Source organism: Paractinoplanes abujensis, assembly GCF_014204895.1.
Lineage (GTDB): Bacteria > Actinomycetota > Actinomycetes > Mycobacteriales > Micromonosporaceae > Actinoplanes > Actinoplanes abujensis.
Map to the genome: position 1 here is coordinate 211,631 of NZ_JACHMF010000001.1, position 22,822 is coordinate 234,452.

Annotated in this window: 18 protein-coding genes, 1 tRNA gene and 3 pseudogenes; 7 read left to right on the forward strand and 15 right to left on the reverse strand. The window is 72.3% G+C overall.

What is annotated here, in order from left to right; all coding sequences use genetic code 11:
* Positions 1–371 precede the first annotated feature (371 nt).
* Positions 372–971 (forward strand): annotated as a pseudogene (locus BKA14_RS00690) (substrate-binding domain-containing protein); the annotation flags it as partial.
* Positions 972–1,067: 96 nt separating this feature from the next.
* Here BKA14_RS00690 and BKA14_RS00695 read toward each other — a convergent pair.
* From BKA14_RS00695 to BKA14_RS00740, 10 genes are all read right to left on the reverse strand, one after another.
* The gene (locus BKA14_RS00695; RefSeq protein WP_184949006.1) at positions 1,068–1,724 is read right to left on the reverse strand and encodes a response regulator; all 657 of its coding nucleotides are present in this window, start codon (positions 1,722–1,724) and stop codon (positions 1,068–1,070) included.
* Positions 1,721–2,881 carry a sensor histidine kinase gene (locus BKA14_RS00700; protein ID WP_184949007.1) on the reverse strand — a complete coding sequence of 387 codons (1,161 nt, stop codon included), beginning with the start codon at positions 2,879–2,881 and terminating at the stop codon, positions 1,721–1,723. The genes BKA14_RS00695 and BKA14_RS00700 overlap by 4 nt, the downstream gene beginning before the upstream one ends.
* A 24-nt stretch (positions 2,882–2,905) precedes the next feature.
* A complete protein-coding gene (locus tag BKA14_RS00705; protein ID WP_184949008.1) occupies positions 2,906–3,655 on the reverse strand; it encodes an ABC transporter permease in 750 nt (249 codons plus the stop codon).
* Positions 3,652–4,548 carry an ABC transporter ATP-binding protein gene (locus BKA14_RS00710; protein ID WP_184949009.1) on the reverse strand — a complete coding sequence of 299 codons (897 nt, stop codon included), beginning with the start codon at positions 4,546–4,548 and terminating at the stop codon, positions 3,652–3,654. The genes BKA14_RS00705 and BKA14_RS00710 overlap by 4 nt, the downstream gene beginning before the upstream one ends.
* Before the next feature lie 150 nt (positions 4,549–4,698).
* Complete coding sequence (locus tag BKA14_RS00715; protein WP_184949010.1) at positions 4,699–5,763, reverse strand: S1 family peptidase; 1,065 nt, start codon at positions 5,761–5,763, stop codon at positions 4,699–4,701.
* A gap of 106 nt (positions 5,764–5,869) precedes the next feature.
* A complete protein-coding gene (locus tag BKA14_RS00720) occupies positions 5,870–7,414 on the reverse strand; it encodes an MFS transporter (protein WP_239092826.1) in 1,545 nt (514 codons plus the stop codon).
* 10 nt (positions 7,415–7,424) lie between these two features.
* Entirely contained in the window at positions 7,425–8,090 is a 666-nt protein-coding gene (locus BKA14_RS00725; RefSeq protein ID WP_184949011.1) for a response regulator transcription factor, read from the reverse strand.
* Positions 8,087–9,235, reverse strand: a complete 1,149-nt coding sequence (locus BKA14_RS00730; protein ID WP_239092828.1) for a sensor histidine kinase — start codon at positions 9,233–9,235, stop codon at positions 8,087–8,089. Before BKA14_RS00730 ends, BKA14_RS00725 begins: the two co-directional genes overlap by 4 nt.
* A gap of 647 nt (positions 9,236–9,882) precedes the next feature.
* Positions 9,883–11,418, reverse strand: coding sequence for an MFS transporter (locus tag BKA14_RS00735; RefSeq protein ID WP_203722289.1), 1,536 nt, complete (start codon positions 11,416–11,418; stop codon positions 9,883–9,885).
* Entirely contained in the window at positions 11,408–12,097 is a 690-nt protein-coding gene (locus BKA14_RS00740) for an LppX_LprAFG lipoprotein (RefSeq protein WP_184949012.1), read from the reverse strand. The genes BKA14_RS00735 and BKA14_RS00740 overlap by 11 nt, the downstream gene beginning before the upstream one ends.
* An 84-nt stretch (positions 12,098–12,181) precedes the next feature.
* Here BKA14_RS00740 and BKA14_RS00745 point away from each other — a divergent pair, with 84 nt between their 5' ends.
* The 3 genes and pseudogenes from BKA14_RS00745 to BKA14_RS43450 all read left to right on the forward strand — a co-directional run.
* Entirely contained in the window at positions 12,182–12,376 is a 195-nt protein-coding gene (locus BKA14_RS00745) for a hypothetical protein (protein WP_184949013.1), read from the forward strand.
* 110 nt (positions 12,377–12,486) lie between these two features.
* Positions 12,487–13,191 (forward strand): annotated as a pseudogene (locus BKA14_RS43445) (PA domain-containing protein); the annotation flags it as partial.
* A 69-nt stretch (positions 13,192–13,260) separates the two neighbouring features.
* Positions 13,261–13,935, forward strand: a pseudogene (locus BKA14_RS43450) (M28 family metallopeptidase); the annotation flags it as partial.
* Positions 13,936–14,071: 136 nt separating this feature from the next.
* Here BKA14_RS43450 and BKA14_RS00755 read toward each other — a convergent pair.
* From BKA14_RS00755 to aztA, 5 genes are all read right to left on the reverse strand, one after another.
* On the reverse strand, positions 14,072–16,231 hold the full coding sequence (locus BKA14_RS00755; RefSeq protein WP_184949015.1) for a TerD family protein: 2,160 nt from the start codon (positions 16,229–16,231) through the stop codon (positions 14,072–14,074).
* Positions 16,232–16,261: 30 nt separating this feature from the next.
* Positions 16,262–16,393 (reverse strand) — tRNA-OTHER (locus BKA14_RS00760).
* A gap of 55 nt (positions 16,394–16,448) precedes the next feature.
* Complete coding sequence (locus BKA14_RS00765; protein WP_184949016.1) at positions 16,449–17,162, reverse strand: hypothetical protein; 714 nt, start codon at positions 17,160–17,162, stop codon at positions 16,449–16,451.
* Between the two features lie 91 nt (positions 17,163–17,253).
* Positions 17,254–17,955 (reverse strand): class I SAM-dependent methyltransferase, encoded by a 702-nt coding sequence (locus tag BKA14_RS00770; protein WP_184949017.1) that lies wholly within the window; start codon positions 17,953–17,955, stop codon positions 17,254–17,256.
* 190 nt (positions 17,956–18,145) lie between these two features.
* Positions 18,146–18,751 carry a zinc ABC transporter ATP-binding protein AztA gene (gene aztA, locus BKA14_RS00775; RefSeq protein ID WP_239092829.1) on the reverse strand — a complete coding sequence of 202 codons (606 nt, stop codon included), beginning with the start codon at positions 18,749–18,751 and terminating at the stop codon, positions 18,146–18,148.
* Positions 18,752–18,802: 51 nt separating this feature from the next.
* Here aztA and aztB point away from each other — a divergent pair, with 51 nt between their 5' ends.
* The 3 genes from aztB to aztC all read left to right on the forward strand — a co-directional run bounded on the left by aztB (position 18,803) and on the right by aztC (position 22,805).
* Complete coding sequence (gene aztB, locus BKA14_RS43455; protein ID WP_260416344.1) at positions 18,803–20,497, forward strand: zinc ABC transporter permease AztB; 1,695 nt, start codon at positions 18,803–18,805, stop codon at positions 20,495–20,497.
* Between the two features lie 290 nt (positions 20,498–20,787).
* Complete coding sequence (locus BKA14_RS00785; protein ID WP_239092832.1) at positions 20,788–21,915, forward strand: hypothetical protein; 1,128 nt, start codon at positions 20,788–20,790, stop codon at positions 21,913–21,915.
* Positions 21,912–22,805, forward strand: coding sequence for a zinc ABC transporter substrate-binding protein AztC (gene aztC, locus BKA14_RS00790; RefSeq protein ID WP_184949020.1), 894 nt, complete (start codon positions 21,912–21,914; stop codon positions 22,803–22,805). Before BKA14_RS00785 ends, aztC begins: the two co-directional genes overlap by 4 nt.
* Positions 22,806–22,822: the final 17 nt, after the last annotated feature.

The following is a 22,822-nucleotide window of genomic DNA, read 5'->3' on the forward strand; positions in this document are numbered from 1 at the left end:
CCTCGCCGGCTGCTCGCACCGCGGGTCGGCCACCCGTTCGGGCCCGTGGTCGCCGCCGTGGGCGGTCCGGCATCACCGGAAGTCGAGCCAGCCGGCGCCCACCCGGTGCCGGCGACGAGCTGCGTCGGTGCGCCGTCGGCATGCACGAGGCTGCGGCCGCCGGGCGACATCCGCCCGGCCCCGTGCCGCCGGGAGCGATCGGCGCCCGCGGTCCCGGCGTCGATGCGGCCGGACACCGCGTGCAGTCTGGGGATCGGGCACGTTGGCCATGGCCGGCCACCGCCAGGCACCCCTGACCCGCCGGGGAGGCGAAGCGAACGGGCCGGGCTCGGCTCGCAGCCCCCGAGCCGCCCACGACGCTCGGGCACCGGCGCATCCTGCACCGGGCCGGGCCGGAGCAGATCAACGAGGCCCGGGACCGGGAGAACGGCTACCGGGACGCCCTGGCCGAGGTGGCCGCGGCACTCCTGCCTGTGCCGCCCGGGGACTGGTCGGCCCGGTCCGGCTACGACATCGGCACCCGCGTCGAACCCGGCGACTTCACCGGTAACGACCAGATGACGCTGGTCCTCCATGAACGCGTTACCCGGCCGGGGTCGGTGGCGCCGGCCGACTACTCGATCGCCGGGGTGGACGACATGCCCGCCGCCCGCCACTTCGCGCCCCCGCTGACCAGGGTCTGGACGGACTCCGTGGAGATGGGCCGGGTCGGTTTCCGGATGCCGGCCGAGCGCATCACGACCGGCGAACGTGTCTCACGGCACGTGATCCACCCGAACCTGGTGGTACGGGAGTCGACCGCCGCCGCCGGGGATAGCCGATCAGCGGCCGGGCTGTGCGGGAGCCGGGTCGTTGTCGATGCGGTCAACCGGTCGGCGTCGCACGCGTCCTGGGTGAGCACGACCGCGGCCAGAAGGACGACGTTGATGACAGTGCGGCTGCAGGACATCGCAGTCCCCTCGGGCTCGTGACGGTTTCCCCGGCCGAGCAGCACGAACGCTGCCCTCCCTGGTGCCACCAGTGGAAACCGTGTGCACGCAACACGGTCAAGCCGAGCCGTCACGCCCTCACGGGCGCGGGCGGACCAGGCCGTTGTCGTACGCGAAAATGACGGCCTGGATGCGGTCGCGGGCGCCGATCTTGGCCAGCACCCGGCCCACGTGTTTCTTCACCGTCGACTCGGTCAGCGTGAAGCGCTCGGCGATCTCCAGATTGGTCGCGCCGTGGCCGATCGCCTCCAGCACCTCGCGCTCGCGTTCGCTCAGGGTGGCCAGCAACGGGTCCACCCGCGGCAGCTGAAGAGGATCCTGCAGGTAGGCGTCCATCAGCTTGCGGGTCAGGCTGGGCGCCACCACGGAATCGCCACCCGCCACGGCCCGGATGCCGGCGATGAGTTCCTCGGGCCGGGCGTCCTTGAGCAGGAAGCCGCTGGCCCCGGCGCGCAGCCCGGCGTAGACGTACTCGTCGAGGTCGAAGGTGGTCAGGATGAGCACGTGGGTGCGCGAGCCGACGGCGGTGATCCGGCGGGTGGCCTCGATGCCGTCCATGCCGGGCATGCGCACGTCCATCAGCACCACGTCGGGACGGGTCTGGCCGGCCATCCGCACGGCCTCGGCCCCGGACGCGGCCTCGCCCACCACGACCATGCCGGGGGTGCCGTCGAGCAGCATCTTGAACCCCATGCGCTGCAACGGCTGGTCGTCGGCGATCAGAACGGTGGTCATGCGGGCTCCTTGAGGACGACGTCGACGAGCCAGCCGTGCCCGGCCGGCCCCGCGGAGACGGAACCGCCGTACATGGCGGCCCGTTCCCGCATGCCGACCAGACCGTGGTGAGGGGCGGCGGGGGCGCCGCGGCCGTTGTCCCGTACGCGCACCCGCACCTCGCCCTCGGCGGCGGCCAGCGAGACCTCGGCGACGGCGCCGCGCCCGGCGTGCTTGAGGGTGTTGGTGAGTGCTTCCTGCACGATGCGGTAGACCGCGAGCTGCACACCCCGGCCCAGCTTGTGCAGTTCACCCGAGGTGGAGTAGGTGACCGGCAGCCCGGCCGCCCGCACCGTCGGCAGCAGGCGGTCGAGGTCCTCGATGCCGGGCTGCGGCGTCAGCTGCGGATCGGCGTCCTCGTCGCGCAGCACCCCCAGCACCCGCCGCAGCTCGGCCAGTGCCTGCCGGCCGGTCTCGCCGATCAGGTGCAGCGGCTCGGCCAGGCCCGTCGTCTCGGCCCGCGACCGGGCCAGCGCGGCGCCGCCGTCGGCCAGGCCCACGATCACCGACACGTGGTGGCCGACGATGTCGTGCATCTCGCGGGCCACCCGGGCCCGCTCGTCGGCCACGGCCAGCCGGGCCCGCTGGTCACGCTCGACCTCCAGCCGTTCGGCCCGGTCCTCCAGGGCGATCAGGTACGCCCGGCGGGTGCGCACGGCGACGCCGGACGCGACCGCGGCGGCCGACGTGCCGATCACCAGGAACAGCGTGATGGTGCGGTTGCCGCTCACCGGGTTGAGCCAGTAGATCTCGGAGATCAGCAGGGCCAGCGTGATCCCCGAGGCCCAGGACAGCGCTCGCCACGAACCCCGCGAGGCCACCCCGAACAGCATGACGAGAATGACCGACCCGGCGTTGACGCTGACGCCGCTCAGGGCCTGGATCGTCTCGATGACCGCGACGGCCAGGAACGCCGGGAACGGGTGCGGCCGCCGCCAGTACAGCGCGGGCAGGAACGCCAGCGTCGCGACCGTGGCCGGGACGGGCCTCTCGATCAGGTCGGGGATGCTGATCAGCACGAAAGGGATGGCGGCGAGGGTGTCCATCACCCACGGGTGGCGCCGGTCGAACGCGCGCACCCGCGCCTGCCGGTCCACCAGCCATCCCTGCGTGCTCATCGGATCATTCTCCCGTACCCGATCTCAGGCGTCGGTCTTCTTGAGCCGGTAGGCCGCGGCGGCCAGGATCACGACGACGTAGCCCGCGAACACCGCGAGACCGGTCCACGGGGCCAGTGTGCCGTCGCCATGGGTCAGGGTCATCACGGCGTTGCCGGCGTTGCTGGGCAGATACGGGTTGATCGCGTCGGAGATCGAGTCCGGGAGCAGCGCGGCCAGGCCGGGCACGATCAGCAGCAGACCGGCCAGGATCGCGATGGCGCCCGCGCTGGACCGCACGAGCATGCCCAGCGCCACCCCGAGCACCGCGACCAGGCCCAGGTAGAGCCCGGCCCCGATCAGGGCGCGCAGCACCCCGTCGTCACCCAGGGCCACGCCGGCCACGTCGTCGTTGAGCACGGCCGAGCTCACCGCGAACGCGGCGAACGCGCCCGCCGTCATCACGACGACGGAGGCCAGGCCGGCCACGAGGCTCTTCGACCACAGCACCGGCAGCCGGTGCGGCACCGCGGCCAAGGTGGCCCGGATCATGCCGGTGGTGTACTCGCTCGCCCCCAGCAGCGCGCCCAGCACGCCGACGGTCAGGGCGGCCAGGGTGCTGCCGGACAGGGCCAGGTCGACCGCCGACAGGTTGTCGCCGGTGAAGGAGGCCGAGGCGATCGCGCCGAACGCGATCAGCAGCAGGACCGAGATGCCGGTCGTGATCCAGGTGGAGCGCAGGGAGGAGAACTTGGTCCATTCGGCGGCGACGACGCCACCAGCAGTGATCTTCATCGGGCGGCCTCGTATTCGACAGCGTGGCGGGTCAGGTTCATGAACGCCTCTTCCAGCGAGGTGTTCTGCGGGGTGAGCTCGAACAGCGGGATGCCGCGGGTGGCGGCGGCCAGCCCGATCTCGCGGGCGGAGGCCCCGGTGACGAACAGTTCCTCGGCGCCGGTCGAGGTGACCGTGACGCCCGGGGCGTTGATGACCGTGCGCAGGGCGTCCGGAGCGGCGGTGACGACCCGTACGCCCTCGGAGGTGACGAAGTCGGCCACGCTGGTGTCGGCCAGCAGTTTGCCCCGCCCGACGATCACCAGCTGGTCCGCGATCAGCGAGACCTCGCTCATCAGGTGCGAGGAGAGCATCACGGTGCGGCCCTCGGCGGCCAGGCCGGAGAGCAGGTTGCGCACCCAGAGCACACCCTCCGGGTCGAGACCGTTGACCGGCTCGTCCAGCATCACCACGGCCGGGTCGCCGAGCAGCGCGGCGGCGATGCCGAGCCGCTGGCCCATGCCGAGGGAGAAGGCGCCCACCCGCTTGTGGGCGACGGCGCCCAGACCGGCCAGGTCGAGCACCTCGTTCACCCGCGAGCGGGGGATGCCGTGCGTACGGGCCATCGCGAGCAGGTGGCTGACCGCGGTGCGGCCCGGGTGTACGGCCTTGGCCTCGAGCAGCACACCGATCTCGTGCAGCGGGGCCTTGGCCGACGCGTACGGCTTGCCGTTGACCAGCACGTCGCCCGAGTTGGGGCGGTCGAGGCCGACGATCATGCGCATGGTGGTCGACTTGCCGGCGCCGTTGGGCCCGAGGAAGCCGGTGACCTGACCGGGCTTCGCGGTGAACGACAGGTGGTCGACGACGGTCTTCGCGCCGTACCGCTTGGTTACTTCGCGTACCTGAATCATGGGCTCAACGGTAGGAATCCGGAACCCCAAGATCGTGGTACTGCGGGCGGCACTTCGCGGCAGCCACTGGTACCCGGGTACACCCGGTCGGCGTCCGGTGGTACCGCCCGGTGCGCCCCGGCCGGCGAACGCGGCCGGGGCGGTCGGAGGTCAGTAGACTTCCTGGCCCAAGGCGGTCAGAACCTCCTGCACGGGCTGGTAGTACGAGCGGCGGTCGCTGACCGCGTCGCTGCACCCGGCGTCGACGAAGTTGCCGCCGGACGTGATGCCGAGCGCGACCGAGCCGCTGAACAGCGCGCCACCGCTGTCGCCGCGGCGGGTGCAGTTGGAGGTCTTGATGACGCCGGTCACGGTCTCCCCGGTGTCGTAGGTGACCGTCGTGCTGGTCAGCAGGACCGCGCCGACCAGGTCGCTGCTGGTGGTGCCGACCCGGGACACCGACTCGCCGTCACGGGGATAGCGGGAGGAGGCGATCTGCTTCTGCGCGCCGTTGACCCAGACGGTCCCGTACGCCGTCACGTCGCTGTTGTCGTACTCCACGAGGGCGAAGTCCTTGTTCGGCCACACCCGGTAGACGACCTTGCCCAGGTACGTGCCGTCGGCCGCCTTCTCCCACGAGTTGGGCTTGCAGTGCCCGGCGGTCAGGAAGAAGCGGCCCTCGGGGGTGCGGACGTTGAAACCGAGCGAGCACTTGGTGCCGGTGCCCTGGATGCCCTGCCCGCCCGACGTGAACGCCGCGGTCTTCTCGATCTTGCCGCCGATCCGGTCGACCTGCACGGCGTCGCCGTAGCGCTTCGTGATGCTCTCCAGCCGGGCCAGCTCGGCCCCGGTGACCGTGCTGTCGATCTCCACCGACACCTTGTTGGTGGACGGGTCGACACCCCACGAGGTGCCGGGGATCCGGGCGCCCGCGTCAAGCGCGGACGCGACCGACGTGAGCTGGGCCGTGCTGTACTTCACCAGCTGCGCGGTGCCGCCCGCGGCACGGACGGATGCGGCGGCCGCGGCGTCGGTCACGGTGACGACGGCCCGGCCCGTGGCGTCGATGTAGGCGCCGCCCGTACGGGTGTCGCCCAGACGGTCCGTCGCCGCGACCGCGCCGTCCGCGCTCATCGTGCCGACCGCCGCGACGGCGCCGGACGGGGCCAGGGCCGTGCCGGCGATCAGCAGGCCGGCTGCCACCACGACCCGGGTGGCCAGACTACTTCTGCGCATTGCGCCTCCTCGATGCTTGCGCTGTCGCGAGGAAGCTAGGCGGCGGCCATATATTTTCCGTTCACTGCGCAGCCCGGAGCGGCCGGGTCTCGGGTGCGCAGCTCGTTCAGCCGCCTCGGCGGCGGTTGGCGGTGATGACTGTCCACACCGCGTCGATGACTATGACGATGGTCCAGATGCGGCCGGCGCCGTAGAGGAACGACGGGCCCTGACCCCGATCGGTGTCGCGGTGGCCGGTCATCAGGTCGACGCGGCCGGTGGCCAGGTCGAGCAGCCAGGACTGGTCGAGGATGAGCAGCAGGACCTGGGCGGCGGCGTAGAGGATCGCGTGCTCGGCCAGGCGGCGGTAGGGCGATGTGGTGGCCTGGGGCGGATCGGCGTCGGGCATGTCGCTCTTTCGTCCGGGCGTGTCCGGGATGGGGCCGGGCGTGTCGGTCGCTGACTCGGGCGTGGCGGGCATCGCGGGTTTTGCGCCGGGCGTGGCGGCACGCGCGGGAGCGGGGACGGGGGCCGCGGGATGGTCGGGGACGCCGACCGCGCGGACCGACCACGGCACCAGGACCGCGCCGGACAGGATCACCGCGGCCGACAGCAAGCAAGCCAGCGCCCACGGCCCCGCGTCGTACAGGAAACCGGCGGTCAGCGCGCCCACCAGACCGCCCAGCAGGACGGCGGCCTCGTACAGGCCCATGCCCCGGCCGACCAGCGCGCCCGAGGCCTCGGCGATCACCGCCTGCTGGATCGGGATCACCGCGGCCCACGCGACGCCGCTGAGCACCCACAACGCGGCGATCACCCACGGGTTCGGGGCCAGGGCCAGGCTCGCCGCGAACAGCGCGGACGACACCGAGGCCACGGCCAGCACCCGGGCCCGGCCGTGGCGCAGCACGAATCCGTGCAGGTACGCCGGCAGCAGGCCCATCGCGACGGCGCCGGGCAGGAACACGTACGCGATCTGCACGACCTCCAGGTCGAAGCGGCGCTGCAGGTGCAGCAACAACAGCAGCCCGACAGCGGACTCGGCGGCCGTCGTGAGCACCACAGCCAGCAGCATCGGGCGCAGCCGGCGCAGCACGCTGCCGGGCAGCGGCGGGGCGGGCGGCACCACCCGGGCCGGCGCGGCCAGCAACACCCCGGCCGCGACCACGCAGGCGGCCGCGCAGCCCAGGAAGACGGCCCGGTAACCGGCCGCGCCCAGCACGGACAGCCCGGCCACGAACGCGATCCACGAGCCGGTCTCCGCGGCCGCGGTCAGGCGGGGATAGACGGCACTGTCCTCGGCGAGCCGTTCACCGGCCATGGCCCGGACCGCGACCCAGAGCAACGCGCCACCCACACCGCCGGCGGCCGCCGCGGCGTACGCGATCCCGAGGTGACCCGCGACGGCGTATCCGGCGCAGGACAACGCGTACAGCAGCGCGCCGGCGGCGGCGACCCGGCGCCGGTCGTACGTGTCGGCCAGCCGCCCCGCGACCGGCCGCGCCAGCACCGAAACCGCCAGTTCCGCCGCCACCAGGAGGCCGACCTGCGGGGCGCTCGCCCCCAACGCGGCGCCGGCCCACAGCGGCAGCAGGAAGTCGAGCAACTCCCGCGGCCCGTTGGCGATCGCCGCGGACAGCATCGTGCGGGACTCGCGCAGCTTGGCCTCCACCGCGGTGACGCTACGGGCCGGGCCGCCCACCGTCGTCGGCCAAAGGATGTACGAGGCCGGATTCGCGGGCCACGATCGCGGCCTGGACGCGGCTGCGCACGCCCAGCTTGGTCAGGATCCGGCTCACATGCGTCTTGGTGGTGGCCGCGGTGGTGCCCAGGGCGGCCGCGATCTCCTGGTTGGAACGGCCCAGGCCGAGCTGGGTGAGCACCTCGCGTTCGCGGCCGGTCAGCTCGCCCAGGCCGGGCGGCGCCGTCGTGGTGGTACGGCCGGCGAACGCGGTGATCACCCGCCGGGTCACCTCGGGCGCGATCAGCCCCTCACCGCGAGCCACCGTGCGGACCGCGTCGACCAGCGCGCCCGCGTCGGTGTTCTTCAGCAGGAACCCGGCCGCCCCGGCCCGCAACGCCCCGTACACGTACTCGTCGTGGTCGAAAGTGGTCAGCACCAGCACGTCGGTCAGCCCGGCCAGGGCGCGGGTCGCGGCGATGCCGTCCATCCGGGGCATCCGCACGTCCATCAGCACCACGTCGGGCCGCAGCTCCCGGGCCCGGGCCAAAGCCTCCACCCCGTCGGCGGCCTCACCGACCACGGCCAGATCGGGCGCCGACGCGAGGATCAGAACCAGACCGGCCCGTACAGCCTCGTTGTCGTCCACCACCAGCACCGTCGTCACGCGCTGACCTTCGGAGTGGGCAGGCTCACCCGTACGAGGAAAACGCCGTCGGCGGCACCCGCGTCGAACGTGCCGCCCAGCAGCGACGCGCGTTCCCGCATGCCGATCAGGCCGGCCCCCGAACCGTCGGGCGAGGACACGCCGACCGGGTTGCTCACCGTCACAGTCAAAACTCCCGGCCCGTACGTGATCCCGAGCGTCACCGTGTCCCCGCCGTGCTTGACCGCGTTGGTCAGGCTCTCCTGCACGATCCGGTAAGCCGCCATGTCCACCGCGATCGGCAACGGCCGCCGCGCCCCCGTGGTGGTGACCCGCACGTCCAGGCCGGTCCGCCGGACCCGCTCAGCCAGCGCGGGCACCTCGTCCAGGCCCACCTCGACACCGGGCAGCGCGGTCTCGTCCAGACGCAGCACCCGGATCGACTCCCGCAGCTCGGCCAGCCCCTGTACGGCATGGTCCCGGATCACGGTCAGCGCGCGCTCCCGGAGCGCCGGATCAGCGGCGGCCAGCGCGCCGGTGGAGTGGATCGCCACCACGCTCAGGTGATTGGCCACCACGTCGTGCAGCTCGCGGGCCATCCGGGTGCGCTCGGCCGCCACGGCCCGCCGGTCGTCCATCGCGGCCAGCCGGGCCACCTGCTCGGCGTGCCGCCGGTCGGCCGCGCTCCGGTCGCGCCACTCCCGCACCGACATCCCGGTGGTCACCGGCACGATCAAAATCAGCGCGACCAGCACCCCGTTGACCGCCGCGTCCTGCCCCCGGCCGCCGGCCAGATGCAGCACCGTGACCGCCACGGTCAGCATCGCCCCCGCCCACAGCAACACCCGAGCCAGCCGCCGCGGCCCGTGCACGCCCGCGTCGTACAGCACCTGGGTGTAGATCAGCACGGTGGCCAGCGACGGCCCGATCACCTGATCGACCAGCACGGCGGCCCCGCCGACCAGCACACCGGTGACCGGCCGCGTTCGTACCAGCCCAGCCGCCACCGCGGCCACGACCGCCACGCCGAGCAGCCGCCACCGCAGCCCGGCGGGCCCGTCGAACGCCCCGACCGTCAGCACCACCGCGCCCGCGACCGAAAGCCCGGCGATCAGCAGATCCCGCCTCAGCCCACGGCGCCACTCTCCGATTCCTGGCTCCGGCACGCTCTCTGTTATAGCGGCTCCCCGAGCAGACACCGGCACCACGGCTTCACGCCCTACCTCGGGCCACGGCTCGGTGTCAGCCTCCACGAATCCGCCCGAGGACGACCACGGCCGGGTCGTGGGCGCTCCGATGTTCCCGTTCGGACACTGCAACGAGACGCAACGGTGTTCCGCGCCGGGCTCGGTGTGGCCGCGGAAGGCGGAGTTGCACGTCCGCGTGACCGGCAGGTCGAGCAAACCCTGGCCAGGACCGGCGTCTCACTGTGGGAGATCGACCGGGTCGGGACCGTTGACCTCGGCCTGTGCATCAGCGTCGGCGGTGTCGGCGCGCCGCGGTGCTGCTCGGTTCGCCGGCCACGAGCGCGGTGGCCACGACCTTCGGCGTACGGCCGGGGGTTGTTCGCCGGGGTGGCGGTAGTGGCGGGCGAGGGGCGCCGGCACCGAGTCACACTGCCGCCGGTCGTGGAAGGGAGGCCGAGCGCGCTCACCGGATACTCGGAGCCGTTTGACGGCGCTCCGGGGCGCACGGGCCGGTTGCCGCGACGACCAGGGCGACCACGACTCGGCGGCGCGGAGTGGGGGCGTCCGCCGAGCGTTGGGATGACCGGTGAGAACGGGCGTTTCGGTTCGGAGGGCTGTTCCGGGGGTCAGGTCCGCACTGAGGGCGGCCCGTTTTCCGCGGCGGCCCGGCCGGACAGGAGGAGGCCGAGCAGGGCACCCACCACGCAGAGGGCGGCCGTGATCAGGAAGATCTCCTTGTACTCGGTTTGCAGTGCGGCCTTGACGGCTGCCTCGTAGGTGGCCAGGCGGGCCTGGTACTCCGCCTCTTCGACGCCGAACGGGAGCGGCGTGTTGAGGGTGGCGGTGAGTTCCTGGAAGCGGTGCAGGCCCCACGCCGTCAGGGCGGCCACGCCGACCAGCATGCCGACCATGCGGGAAACGACCGCGGCGGCTGAGGCGACGCCGTGGCGGTCGGGGGGTGTCACGCGCAGCACGGCGGCGGAGAGCGGGGCGATGACCAGGCCCAGGCCGAAGCCGGCGAGGGCCAGGTCGGTGTCGAGGCGGGGCAGGAACCCCAGGTGACGGGCCGCCAGCACGTCGGTGGGCCAGTACGCGATGAGGCCGTACGCGAAAGCCGCAGTGAGCAGGCCGATCAGGGTGACCACGCGCTCGCCCAGGCGGGTGAGCACCAGACCGCCCAGGACGGCGCCGGCCGGTAGCGCGATGAGGAAGCGGCTGAGCAGCAGGGTGCCGCCGAACGCGTCCCGGCCGAGCAGCGTCTGGGCGACCAGCTGGACGTCGACGAGTGTGACCATGAGCGCGGCGCCGGTGCAGAAGCTCGCGCCGAGGGCGGCCAGGAACGGCTTCATCCGTACGCCGGAAGGGTCGAACAGCTTGGTGCGGGCGCGGCGTTCCCACAGCCCGAAAAGCACCAGCGCGACCACACCGGCGGCGATGGTGGGCAGGCCCCACGACGGCAGCACGGCCCGTTCGGGGTCGGGGTTGTAGAGGCCGGCCACGAGCAGGGCCAGACCGGTGGCGAGCAGGCTGCCGCCGAGCACGTCGACGCCGGGGCGTTCCGCGCGGGCGGTGGTGTCGCGGGGCAGCGCGAACCAGACGGCCACGGCGGCCAGCGCGGCGAGCGGGATGTTGACCCAGAAGATGCCCCGCCAGCCGATCAGGGCGGCCAGCGCGCCGCCGTAGAGCGGGCCGAGCACGCTGCCCAGTTCCTGCGCGGCGCCGACCGCCCCCAGGGCGACGGCCCGGCGGTGCTGCTCGGTCCACAAGTCGCCGGCCAGGGCCGTCGTCACGGGAAGCAGGGCGCCGCCGGCCAGGCCTTGGACGACGCGACCGGTGATCAGCCAGTGCAGCGACTCGCCGGAGGCCGCGGTGATGGCCGAGCCCAGGGCGAAACCGGCCAGGCAGGCGATGATGACGGCGCGGCGGCCGAGCCGGTCGGAGAGCGAGCCCAGCAGCGGCATGCCGGCCACGTAGCCGAGCAGGAAGCCGGTGACGATCGGGGTGGCCCGCTCGAGGTGGTTGAGCGGGATGTGCACGTCGCGCAGGATGTCGGTCAGGACCGTGACCACGACGTACGCGTCGAGCGCGGCCAGCAGGACGGTGGCCCCGCCGACGCCGATGGCCAGGCGCCGGCGGGCCAGGACGGGCGCGCTACGGAGCACTGATCGTCACCGGTTCGTCGAACTTCTGGAACGTCACGGTCACCGTGCCGCCGGGCAGCGTGAAGGTCGACTTGAGCAGGCGCTTGTCGGCGTCGGCGATCCACAGTTCGGCCGGGATGCTGCCGGTGACGCCGGGGATCAGGCCTTTGAGGTCTCCGCCGGTGGTGGTGGCGGTGACGCGCCAGGCGTCCTTGCCGTCGACCGCCTCCTTGGCCTCGGTGGTGGCGCCGGTGGCCGAGCTCAGCACCTTGGCGATGCCGCGGCTGGGGTCGAGGATGGCCGACGGGTCGTAGACGGAGGCGGCCAGCGTGAGCGGCAGCGCCTGGTAGCCGCCGGTGGGGCCCTTCAAGTAGATCTTGTCGCCGACGATCACGAATGCGAGCTCGACGGGCTGGCCGGACTGCTCGATCTGGGCGGTGCCCTTGGCGCTGCCCTCCTTGGTCAGCGTGCCCTCGGCCCGGCGCAGGCTGAGCCCGGCGATCTCGCCGTCGGCCTCGATCAGGAACTGCGTGGTCTTGATCGCCCGCATCGCCGCGGCGGAGTCTTTGACCAGGGTGTCACCGGCCGGCAGGGTTTCCGCCGGGGGTTTGCCCGCGCTGGTCTCGGTCTTGTCGGACGTGCACGCGACCAGCGAGAAAAGAGCGGCGGACAGCGCGAGGGCGGCGCGGAGTCGGAACATATCGCGAATGCTAGACGGGCCCGCAAATCGTGTCGTCGGCCTCTCCGCCCGTCGTCAGATACGCCCAGGACGGGCAGACATCGAATGGCACCGTGCGATCGCGGCACCGATCCGGGTGAAACGTTTCACGACCAGAGTGCGGCCACCTTCCGGGTGCTGGCCGGCCGGGCCCGTCCGACCGCGGACGGGGAGCTCGGGGGTCGGTTCCAGGCGGGCGCCGAGGGCCGCAACCGCGACCCGTCGATCGCCGCCGTCTGGTCCTTTCCGGTGACCGGCTGAGTGGACACGGCCAGCCGATCGGGCCATCCCGGCCCGCTCGGCCGGCGGGTTACTGTCCCAACACCAAGCGCAATCACGAGAGTCTATCGATCAAGTGATTCGGGGGGATCATGCATATCAATCTGCGCCGTGCGGCCACCGGTTTCGTCGCGACCGCCGCGACAGTGGTCCTGGTGCTCGCCCAGCCGGTGCCGGCCGGCGCCACGCCGCCCGACGACGTTTTCGCCAAGCTGCTGGTCAAGCAGGTGACCGGCGCCCACGCCAAGGAACACCTGACCGCCCTGCAAGCGATCGCCACCGCCAACGGCGGCAACCGCGCGGCCGGGACATCCGGCTACCGGGCCTCGCGCGACTATGTCGCCAACAAGCTGCGCAAAGCCGGCTACAAGGTCACGCTCGACCCGATCAACTTCGTGCAGAACTGGGTCGAGAACAGCCCACCCACGCTCAACCAGACCGCGCCGAACAGCAAGGTCTACGTGGCCAACGAGGATTTCTTCACCTTCCCGCCGTCGCCCGCCGGTGACGTGACCGCGCAGGTGCAGACGGTCGACCTCACCCTGCCGCCGACCCCGGTGCCGAGCTCGACCAGCGGATGCGAGACGGCCGACTTCACCGGTTTCGTGGCCGGGCGGATCGCGCTCATCCAGCGCGGCACCTGCCCGTACGCCACCAAGGTGCGCAACGCGGGTCTCGCCGGCGCCTCCGGGGTCATCATCTTCAACGAGGGCCAGCCCGGCCGCACCGACGCCTTCACCGTCGACATCGGGGAGTGGCGGGCCGGGATCCCGATGGTCTTCGCCGACTTCGCCGTGGGCAACGAGCTCGCGGCCGCGGCCGGCGCCACCGTACGGCTCAAGGTCGACGCCACGCTGACCCTGGGCACCGACCACAACGTGATCGCCGAGACACGCCTCGGCAACCCGAAGAACGTCGTGATGGCCGGCGCCCACCTCGACAGCGTGCCCGAAGGCCCCGGCATCAACGACAACGGCTCGGGCACCGCGGCGATCCTCGAAACCGCGCTGCAGATGCGGCACTACCCGGTGCGCAACAAGGTCCGCTTCGCGTTCTGGGCCGCCGAGGAGATCGGGCTGCTCGGCTCCGACCAGTACGTCGAGGGACTGTCCGCCGCCGAGCGGGACCGGATCAAGCTGTACCTCAACTTCGACATGGTCGCCTCGCCCAACTACGCCTACAAGCTCTACGACGGCGACGACTCCGACGCCGAGGGCTCGCCGGCCGGACCGCCCGGCTCGGCGCAGATCGAACGGCAGCTCGCGAACTTCTTCGACCGCCGCGGCCTCGGCCACGTCGGCACGGACTTCGACGGCCGCTCCGACTACGGCCCGTTCATCGCGGTCGGCATCCCCGCGGGCGGCATCTTCACCGGCGCCGAGGGCCTCAAGACGGCCGAGGAGCAGGCGCTGTTCGGCGGCACCGCGGGCGTCGCCTACGACGTCTGCTACCACCAGGCCTGCGACACCATCACCAACGTCAACCTGACCGCGCTCGACGTCAACGCCGACGCCATCGCCGACTCGGTGGCCCGGTTCGCCTTCAACACCAAAGCCATTCCCTGACCGATCAGAGGGCCGGGGCCGAGGAGAGCACGAGCGCTGTGGTTGCCAGTCCCCCGCGGGGCGGGGGAGTGAAGTGAGAAGGAAGCGCTCGTATGACCTCGGCCCCGGCGGTCTAGGCCGGGACCAGCTCGTGCAGCCGGTCCAGGGAGTAGGTCTCCGATCCGTCGGGCAGGTGCTCGGGGGCGTCGAGGCCGATGAACGTGACCGGCCCGTCCGGCGGCTTACCGTCCCAGAGCACGACTTCGGTGCCGGCCCGCCACCGGTCGACCAGGTAGGAGACGGTCAGGTAGCGCCGCTCCAGCAGGGCCCGTACGCGGTCCGACGTGGTGAACGTGTTGCCCTCGACCCGGTTGAACAGGGGGTGGCCGGTCAGGTAGAGGTGCAGCCACACCGCCTGCCAGCCGCCCGCACCACGCGCGAACACCATCGGCAGCGCGACCCGGCCCGGTCCGCGCATCGCCGAGCGGGCCCGCACCGTACGGGCGTCGAACGGGGCGCCGCGCTGACCGGCCTGCCGCGTCTGGTAGCCGAACATCGACTCCGCGACCTCGTCGAACGACTCACCGGAGTAGATGTTCACCTGCGGCACCACGTACCGGCCGGGCAGGTCCAGGGGCACGTCGATGAACTCGGTGGCACCCTCGGGCGCGTCGGTGATGTCGCCCGAGTGCACGACGCCGCCGTGCTTGTAGTTCGTCCACGACACCTGGCCCGCCGAGCGGAAGTCGTCGTCGAGCAGCAGCACCGACAGGTCGTAGTCGGTGCGGCGGCTGGTCTGCCGCCAGTACGTGAAGAACCGCAGCAGCTCACCCGTCACCGCGGCCCGCGAGCCGCGGGGCAGCACCGCGAAGCCCGCCTCGGCCGACGTGCCCGACAGCGGCAGCGCGACGTCGAGCACGGCCGGGTCGACCAGCAGCGGACGATCCCACCGGGGCAGCCGGGCGCCGATCGCGGCGTCGAGCCGGCCCGACAACTCGGCCACCAGCTCGGCCGGCAGCGGCGCACGCCGGTCCGGTCCCACGTGCGAGTTGCGCGAACGGCTTGCGTAGATCCGGGCCGACGCGGGCGTCAGCCGGTTGCCGACGTGCTCGCGCAGCGAACACAGCACCCGGCCCGACGCGGTGTCGAGCGCCCGCGTGACGGCCTCGACCACCCGCGCGCGTTCCGAGGAGTCGGCCCGGCGCAGCAGCCGATCCGCCGAGCGCAGCAACTGGCCCGGGGCCGCCGACAGCACCGACGTGGCCGTGCCGATGTCACCCGACCCGAAAGCCGCCTCGGCCCGGCCGGCCAGGCTGCGCACCCGCAGGTCGCCCCGCGCCGCCGCGAAAACCTCTCCCGCGTACGGCCACTGGTCGTACTCGTGCGGATGCAGCCGTTCACCGAGCCGCTTCCAGCGTTCCCCGTACGCCGCGACGTCGCCCAGCTTGGCCCGGTCGGCCCGCACGACCTCGTCCAGCGCGGCCAGCAGGATCCGCCGCTCGGGCCGCCGGAACGCGCGGAACCGCGTGGGCGTGCGCAGCGACACGTCGCCGCCGGACACCTGGCAGGCCAGACGCAGCACGTCGGTGGTGGTGTCGACGGCGACCAGCGGCCGGCCCAGCGCGAGGCGCACTCCGTTGAGGACAGCCCGGTTCTCCCGTACGGGGATCAGCTCCGGCTGGGTGTCGTCGGCGCAGGCCACCGCCAGCTCACCCAGCAGCGTCAGGTCGGCCTCGCCGAGCGGCGTCGTGCTGCCGGCCAGGGCCAGGTAGAGCCGCGCCGCTTCGACCTCGGCCGGGTCGCCCAGGTGCAGCACGGTGAGCCGGTCACCGGCCGCGGCGATCAGGTCGTCGTGCGCGGCCAGCAGGTCGGCGTACGTGTGCTGGTAGGTGCCGTAGCCGGGCAGGTCGAGCAGGTTGACCGCGCCCGCGACGACCGCGTCGCGCAGCTGCTCGTCGGTGGCCGTGCCGCCGCCGGTGAGCACTGCCGCGCGCAGCCGCTCGACCCAGAACTCGACGGTGTCGGGCACGTCGTGCGGGAAGCCGATGAAGTACGCGTTGTGGCGCACATGGTCGCCGACCAGCTCGCGGACCGCGGACACGACGGTGGCGGCGAGGTCCATGGCCGGGGCCGGGGCCAGCGCGCCCACGTGTTCGAGCAGGGCCCGCGAGGCCGAGAAACCGACGTCGAGCAGCACGGCGTCCAGCTGCCGGGCCACGGCCGCGCCGTCGCCGGCCGCGCCCGCGCTCGCGGGGACACGCCGGGTCCTCTGGATGATCTTCGTTTCGAGCACGCGGTCCCCCGTTCCACGGTCGTCGGTGAGGGGGTCGCCGGGGGACTCGAACCCCCGAACCTTCCGGTCCCACAAGAATGAGAAGGAAGCGTGTCCATGGCCGCGCGAGCGGTGGGCGGACATGCTGATCAGCCGGACGCTCTGCCGTTGAGCTAGCGACCCTCGCGTTCGATCATCACACGGCCCGCCCGGACCCGCGATCGAGTTTCGCCGCCGTTCAGGGCTTGCTGATCCGGACCGGCCGGCCGAGCTCCCGGAAGGTGGTGCGGTTGGTCACGACCTCGCTCGCGCCGAACTCGAAGACCGTCTTGAGCGTGGCCGGGTTGCCCTTGGCGTCGGTGGTCAAGGTGAAGGCGACCCAGGGGGCACCCTGCGGGAAACGGACGAGCGGCGCGCCCGGCGGCACGTACGAAATCACCTCAGGGGCCGCTTCCAGCCGGGCGTCGCCCTCGTACGTGGCCGGGCCGAGGCGCCGCACCGATTGGACCGCCCGGGCGAAGCGGATCAGGCCACTGGGGTCAGCCGGGTCGGCGTAACGGCTCAGGCTCGTCGGCTCGAGGCGGGTGAGGTCGGTGCGGGCCCAGCGACCGGAACCGCCGCGGTTCAGGTAGCCGATGCCGCCGATCACGATCACCTGGTGCGATGTCGAACGCTGCTTGCGGGAAACCGTGAACTTCCAGCGGTGTTTGCGCGCCTTCGGATCGTGGGCGCCGGAGGCGACGTACTTGAGGCCCTGCCCCTCGCCGCTGATCGCGAAGCTGTACGGCGTGGTGGTGAGGCGTTGCAAAGCGGCCTGCACCACCTCGGTGGGCGACGCCTCGGTGGGTGCGGGCGCGACGGTGGGGCCCGCCGGGGGCTCGGCCTTCGGCGCGCTGGTGCAGCCCGTGAGCAGGGCCGTCGCCAGCACGGCGAGCCTCAAGTGGCGTGACACGCGGCCACAGTAGAACATCCGTGCCGCGGCCGGAGGTCACGTCACCTTGATGGCAACGGTGGCGGTAAGGGCCTGACCTGCAGGTCCCGATCTACTTCCCGCGAACCGCCTGGACCATCAACGACACACCCGGCAGGGACTGCACCGGCAGGAAACGCTCACTGACGATCACGGCGCTCAGGGCGGCGTTGACGATCGGGTTCATCTTGCGCAGGTCGCTGCTGGTGGAGCGCTTGCGTACGGTGGCCGCAGCCGGGCGCAGCAGCACGTTCCAGCTCCACAGCCGCTCGATGTGCAGGCCGCCGTTCTCGATCGCCGTGCGCAGGCTGTCCCGCGTGTAACGCCGCAGGTGGCCGACCGCCACGTCGTGGGCCGACCACAGCTTCATGTCGCACGGCACGGTGATCAGCGCACTGCCGCCGGGCCGCAGCACCCGGTTCATCTCGGCCACGACCCCCTCGTCGTCGTCGATGTGCTCGAGCACGTCGAAGGCGAGCACCAGGTCGATCGAGCCCGACTTGATCGGCAGCCGGCGGCCGTCACCCCGCACGGTGGGGAGTTTTCGCTGCTTGGCGGCCGTCGCGCCGTCGTGACCGTACTCGACGGCGACCGGCTTCCAGCCGTGCTGCTGCAGGACCCGGGTGTTGCCGCCGCCGGCCGCGCCGATGTCGAGCGCCGTGCCGGCCGGACCGGCCAGACGGCGGAGGTGACGGCCGAGCAGCGCCCTCCGTTCCCTGTACCACCAATGGCGATCCTCGAGAGCGACCAACTTCTGGATCTCCGCGCTGTCCACCACCGCATTATTGGGGCGGTCCGAGGGCGCTGCAAGTTAGTCCGAAGTCAATGTCTGGTAACTGTCGCGCGGCCGGGCGACGGACCGGGAAAATGCCCTTCGAACCGGACTATCCATGCTAAGGCCTGTCTTATAGCCGGAACGGGGCTGCGGCAGGACCCAGTCATGTGGCAGGCCTTGGTCGCGCCGTTCACCGCCCCAGCGTCACCGCCCGACCGGCCAGGGCCGATTCTTCCCTGTCGTGGCTGGCGAGGACGACGGCCGCCCCGCCCCGCACCTTCTCGGTGAGCAGCTCGTGGACGCGGCCGCGGGTGGCCGTGTCGAGGGCGGCCGTGGGCTCGTCGAGCAGGTAGACCTCGGCCTCCTGTACGAAGGTCTGAGCCAGCAGGGTGCGCTGCCGCTGACCGCCGGAGAGCTCCCGCAGGCGGCGGCGGCCCAGGTGGGCGATCTCCAGCCGTTCCATCAGGTCGTGCACCGCGGCGTGGTCGGCCCGGGTCAGGCGCCGCCGGGCGAAACGTCCGATGCGGACGCATTCGGTGACGGTGAGCGGCAGCGCGTCGATGTCACCGGTGCGCTGCGGCAGCAGGGCGACACGGACTTCGGGGGCGCGGCTGACGTGACCCGCCCACGGCTTTTCCACTCCTGCCAGCAGGTGCAGCAGGGTGCTCTTGCCCGAGCCGTTGGGGCCGGTCACGGCCAGCATGGACGCCGCCTCGGCGCGCACGTTCACGTCCTGCAGCACCGGGGTGCCGGCGTACCGGAAGCTCAGGTTCTCGGCGGTCAGCAGCGCACTCATGCCCATCCTCTTATTAGTAATGATTTTCAGTTTCAGTATAGGGTCCTGAGCATGTCGTCGCTGGTCGAGCCCTTCACCGTCAATTTCGTCCTGCGCGCCCTGCTCGGCGGGGTGCTGCTGGCCGCGGTGTGCGCCCTGGTGGGCGTATGGGTGATCGCCCGCGGCATGACCTTCCTGGGCGAAGCCATGAGCCACGGCATGCTGCCCGGGGTCGCCCTGGCCTCGATCCTCGGCGTCAACCTCGTCGCCGGCGCCGCGGTGAGCGCCCTCGCCATGTCGGCCGGCGTCACCGCGCTGCGCGGCAGCCGCGAATTCGGCCGCGACACCAGCATCGGCCTGCTGTTCGTCGGCATGCTGGCAATCGGGGTCATCGTCGTGTCGCACTCCCGCTCGTTCGCCACCGACCTGACCGCGTTCCTGTTCGGCGACGTCCTCGCCATCGACCACACCGACCTGCTGCTGCTCGCCGCAACCCTGATCGCCCTGGCGGCGGTGTCGGCCGTGTTCCACCGGCCTTTCCTCGCGCTCACCTTCGACCCGCGCAAAGCCCGCACGCTGGGCCTGCGCCCCGCCCTGACCAACGCCGTGATGATGATCCTGCTGACCGTGGCCATGGCCGTCGCCTTCAGCGTGGTCGGCACCCTGCTGGCCTTCGGCATGCTGATCGCCCCGTCCGCCGCGGCCATGCTGGTCACCCGCCGCCTCCCGGCCGTGATGCTGACCAGCTTCGTCATCGGCTCAGCAGCTACCGTGGCCGGCCTCTGGCTCTCCTGGCACGCCGCCACCGCAGCCGGCCCCACCATCGCCGCCGTGGCCGTCCTGATCTTCTTCCTTCTCCTGGCCGCCCGCCGCCTCACTCTTTCTCTGCGCGGGCCCGCCGCCCCACCACACCGTGCCCCTGCCGCGCCGCCCACCCGGCCGCCGCTTCGCGCCGCCGCGGTCACCGTCTCGCCGGTTCAGCCGCCGCATCGTGCCGCCGCCTCGCTGCCGCCCTACGCCGACGCCGCCGCCTCGCCCACCGCGCTGCCGTGCCGCGACGCCGCCGCCTCGCCCACCGCGCTGCCGCGCCGCGACGCCGCCGCCTCGCCCACCGCGCTGCCGTGCCGCGACGCTGCCGCCGCGCCGACCGCGCTGCCGCGCCACGACGCTGCCGCCGCCGCGCCGACCGCGCTGCCGCGCCACGACGCTGCCGCCGCGCCGACCCCGCTGCCGCGCCACGATGCCGCCACCGTTTCGCCGGGTTCGGATTCCGCCACCGCTTCGCGTCGTGACGCCGAATCGGGATCAGTTGGGGAGCCTGCCGTCTCATCGCGGCTTGACGTTGCCGCCTCTGGTTCACCGCTCCGCGACGCTGTTGCCTCGTCGGGCTCCCAGCCCGTCGTACTGCCCCGCGACTTCACCGACGTGCCCCGGCCGGACCCCGCTGCCCCGCTGCCGCCTGAATCGCACAGGTCCGGCCCTGCCCGTTCGCCGCGCGGGGACTCCCCGGCGTCGTTGCTCCGCGAACCTGCCGCCTCGTCGCGCCCTGACCGTGCCGCCGTGCCGGGATCGGATCCTGTTGTTCCGCTGTGCCGCGACACCGCCGACGTGCCGCGTCCGGGCCCCGCTGCCCCGATACGGTCGGGATCGGCTGGCTTGCAGGAGTACGACGCTGTCCGTTCGCCGGGCGCGGACTCCATGGCGTCGTTGCTTCGGGCGCGTGCCGCCTCGTCGCACTCCGAATCCGGTCGGCTCGGTGCGGCGTGACTCCGTCGCCGTGTCGTGTCCGGATTGTGGTGCCGTGACTCGGCTCGCGGCGCGGCGTGATGCCGATCCCTCGCTTTGGGGGGAGACGCCGTGACCAGGAGGACGTTTTGGTCTGCGCTTTGCGGGCGGCGGTGGGCATCGATCTGTGGTGGAAGGCGAGGCGGGCTCCCACCCGAAGTGCGGGCCGGGGCGGCTGGAGGCGTCGTGCTGGGACGGACACGGCCGGCTGTGACTTCGTGGTGAGGGCTGAGGAACGGAAGGGACTTGTTGTGTTGAGGAGGGCCGGCGCTGTGTTGAGCCTTGTCGTGGCGGTTGCGGGGTGCGCCTCGGGGGAGGAGGCGGCCGAGGTGAAGCCGCATGGGTATGTGGCGGGGGCCGCGGAGCTGCCGGAGGCTCAGGTGGCCATCGCGTATGCGGCGCGAGGGGCGCGGGAGCTGAGTCTGCTCGATCTGGCGACGGGGGAGGAGAAGCGGGTCGGGCTGGCGATCGGGGTGGAGACACTGACCGAGGACGGGCGGTTCGTCTACGCCGGTGACGGGGAGCGCACGGTGCAGATCGTGGACACCGGTGTGTGGACCGTCGACCACACCGATCACGTCCACTATTACCGGGCCCCCGCCCGGACGGTCGGGTCGGTTGTCCTCGATGCCCCGGTGGCGTCGGTGGTCGGGTCGGAGGCGCACACCGCGATCGGCACCGCCGATGGGCGGGTCACGGTGCTGGATCGGCGCAAGCTGGCGGACGGCGTGCTGTCCGAGGTGGGAACCGTGGATTCCGGCAGCGCCACCGGGCTGGCGGTGCCGTACGGGGAAACGCTTTTGGTGGCGGTGGGGGACCAGCGGAACCGGGCGGCGGATCGGATTGTGGCGATGGGTTTCGACGGCCGGGCGACGGACGGGCTCGACGTGCCCTGTGTGCAGCCGCAAGGTGCGGCGGTTCTGCGGGGTGGCGTGGTGTTCGCCTGCCAGGGCTCGGTGGTGCGCGTCAAGAATGACGAGGCCGAGGTGCTCGGCGCCGAAGGGAAACGGGTGACGGGCTTCGGGTTTCGGCCGCGCAGCAACGAGGCGGCCACGGCGCACTCCGGGGGGATCTGGTCGGTCAACGCGTCCAAGGCCACCCTGCGACAACTGCCCGTGGGCGGACGCAAGTTGATGGCTGCCGTCTCGCCGGCCGACGGGCGTTCGGTGCTTGCCCTCGACGACGCGGGCACGCTGGTCAGCTATGACTTGACGACGGGGCGGACGATCGCCGAGGCCCCGTTGCGGGCCGCGACGGTGATGCTCGACATCAACCGGGCCTACGTGACACAGCCGCAGGCCCAAGCCATCGTCGAGATCGATTATCGGGACCGGCTGCGAACCGCCCGTACGTTCTCCGCCTCGCAGCGCCCGGATCTGGCTGTGGAGGTCGGGCGGTGAGGCGGCTCCTCACAGTTCTGCTGCTGCTCGCCGGGGGCACCGCCGCCTGCACGACCGCCGACGACGCGCGCATCGTGGTGACGACCAACATCCTGGGCGACGTCGTGGAGCGGATCGCCGGCGACCAGGCGAAGGTGACCGTGCTGATGAAGCCGGACGCCGACCCGCACTCGTTCGCCATCTCGGCTCGCGAGGCGAATGCGTTGCAGACCGCCGATCTGGTCGTCTTCAACGGCCTGGGGCTGGAGGAGGGCGTGCTGCACCACGTCGAGGCGGCCCGGGCCCAGGGCGTACGGGTCGTGGAGGTGGGCGCGCGGGTCGAGCCCATCGAGTACCGGGAGGGCGACGCGGCGGGGCGGCCCGATCCGCACTTCTGGACCGACCCGGCCCGCGTGGTGACGGCGTCCCGGCTGCTGGCCGACGAGATCGTGGCCCACGTCGGCGGGGTGGACGCCGACGTGGTGCGTGAGCGCGCTTCGGCGTACGGGAAGGAAGTGTCGGCTCTCGACGGGGAACTGGCTGCACGCTTCGCGCGCATTCCCGCGGAGCGTCGTGTCCTCGTGACCAACCATCACGTGTTCGGCTACCTGGCCGGCCGTTACGACCTGCGGGTGATCGGGGCCGTGCTGCCCAGCGGGACCACGCTCGCCTCGCCCAGTGCCGCCGACCTGGCCGAGCTGGTCACGGCGATCGAGACCCATCACGTACGGGCGATCTTCGCCGACACCGCCCAACCGGCGCGCCTGGCCGAGGTGCTGGCGGACGAGGCGGGGCTGACCGTACGGGTGGTCGGGTTGTACTCGGAGTCGCTGAGCGAGGCGGACGGGGAGGCCGCGAGTTATCTGGCGATGATGCGCTTCAACGCGGAGGCGATCATCGGCGGCCTCTAAATTTTTTTGTTCGCTTA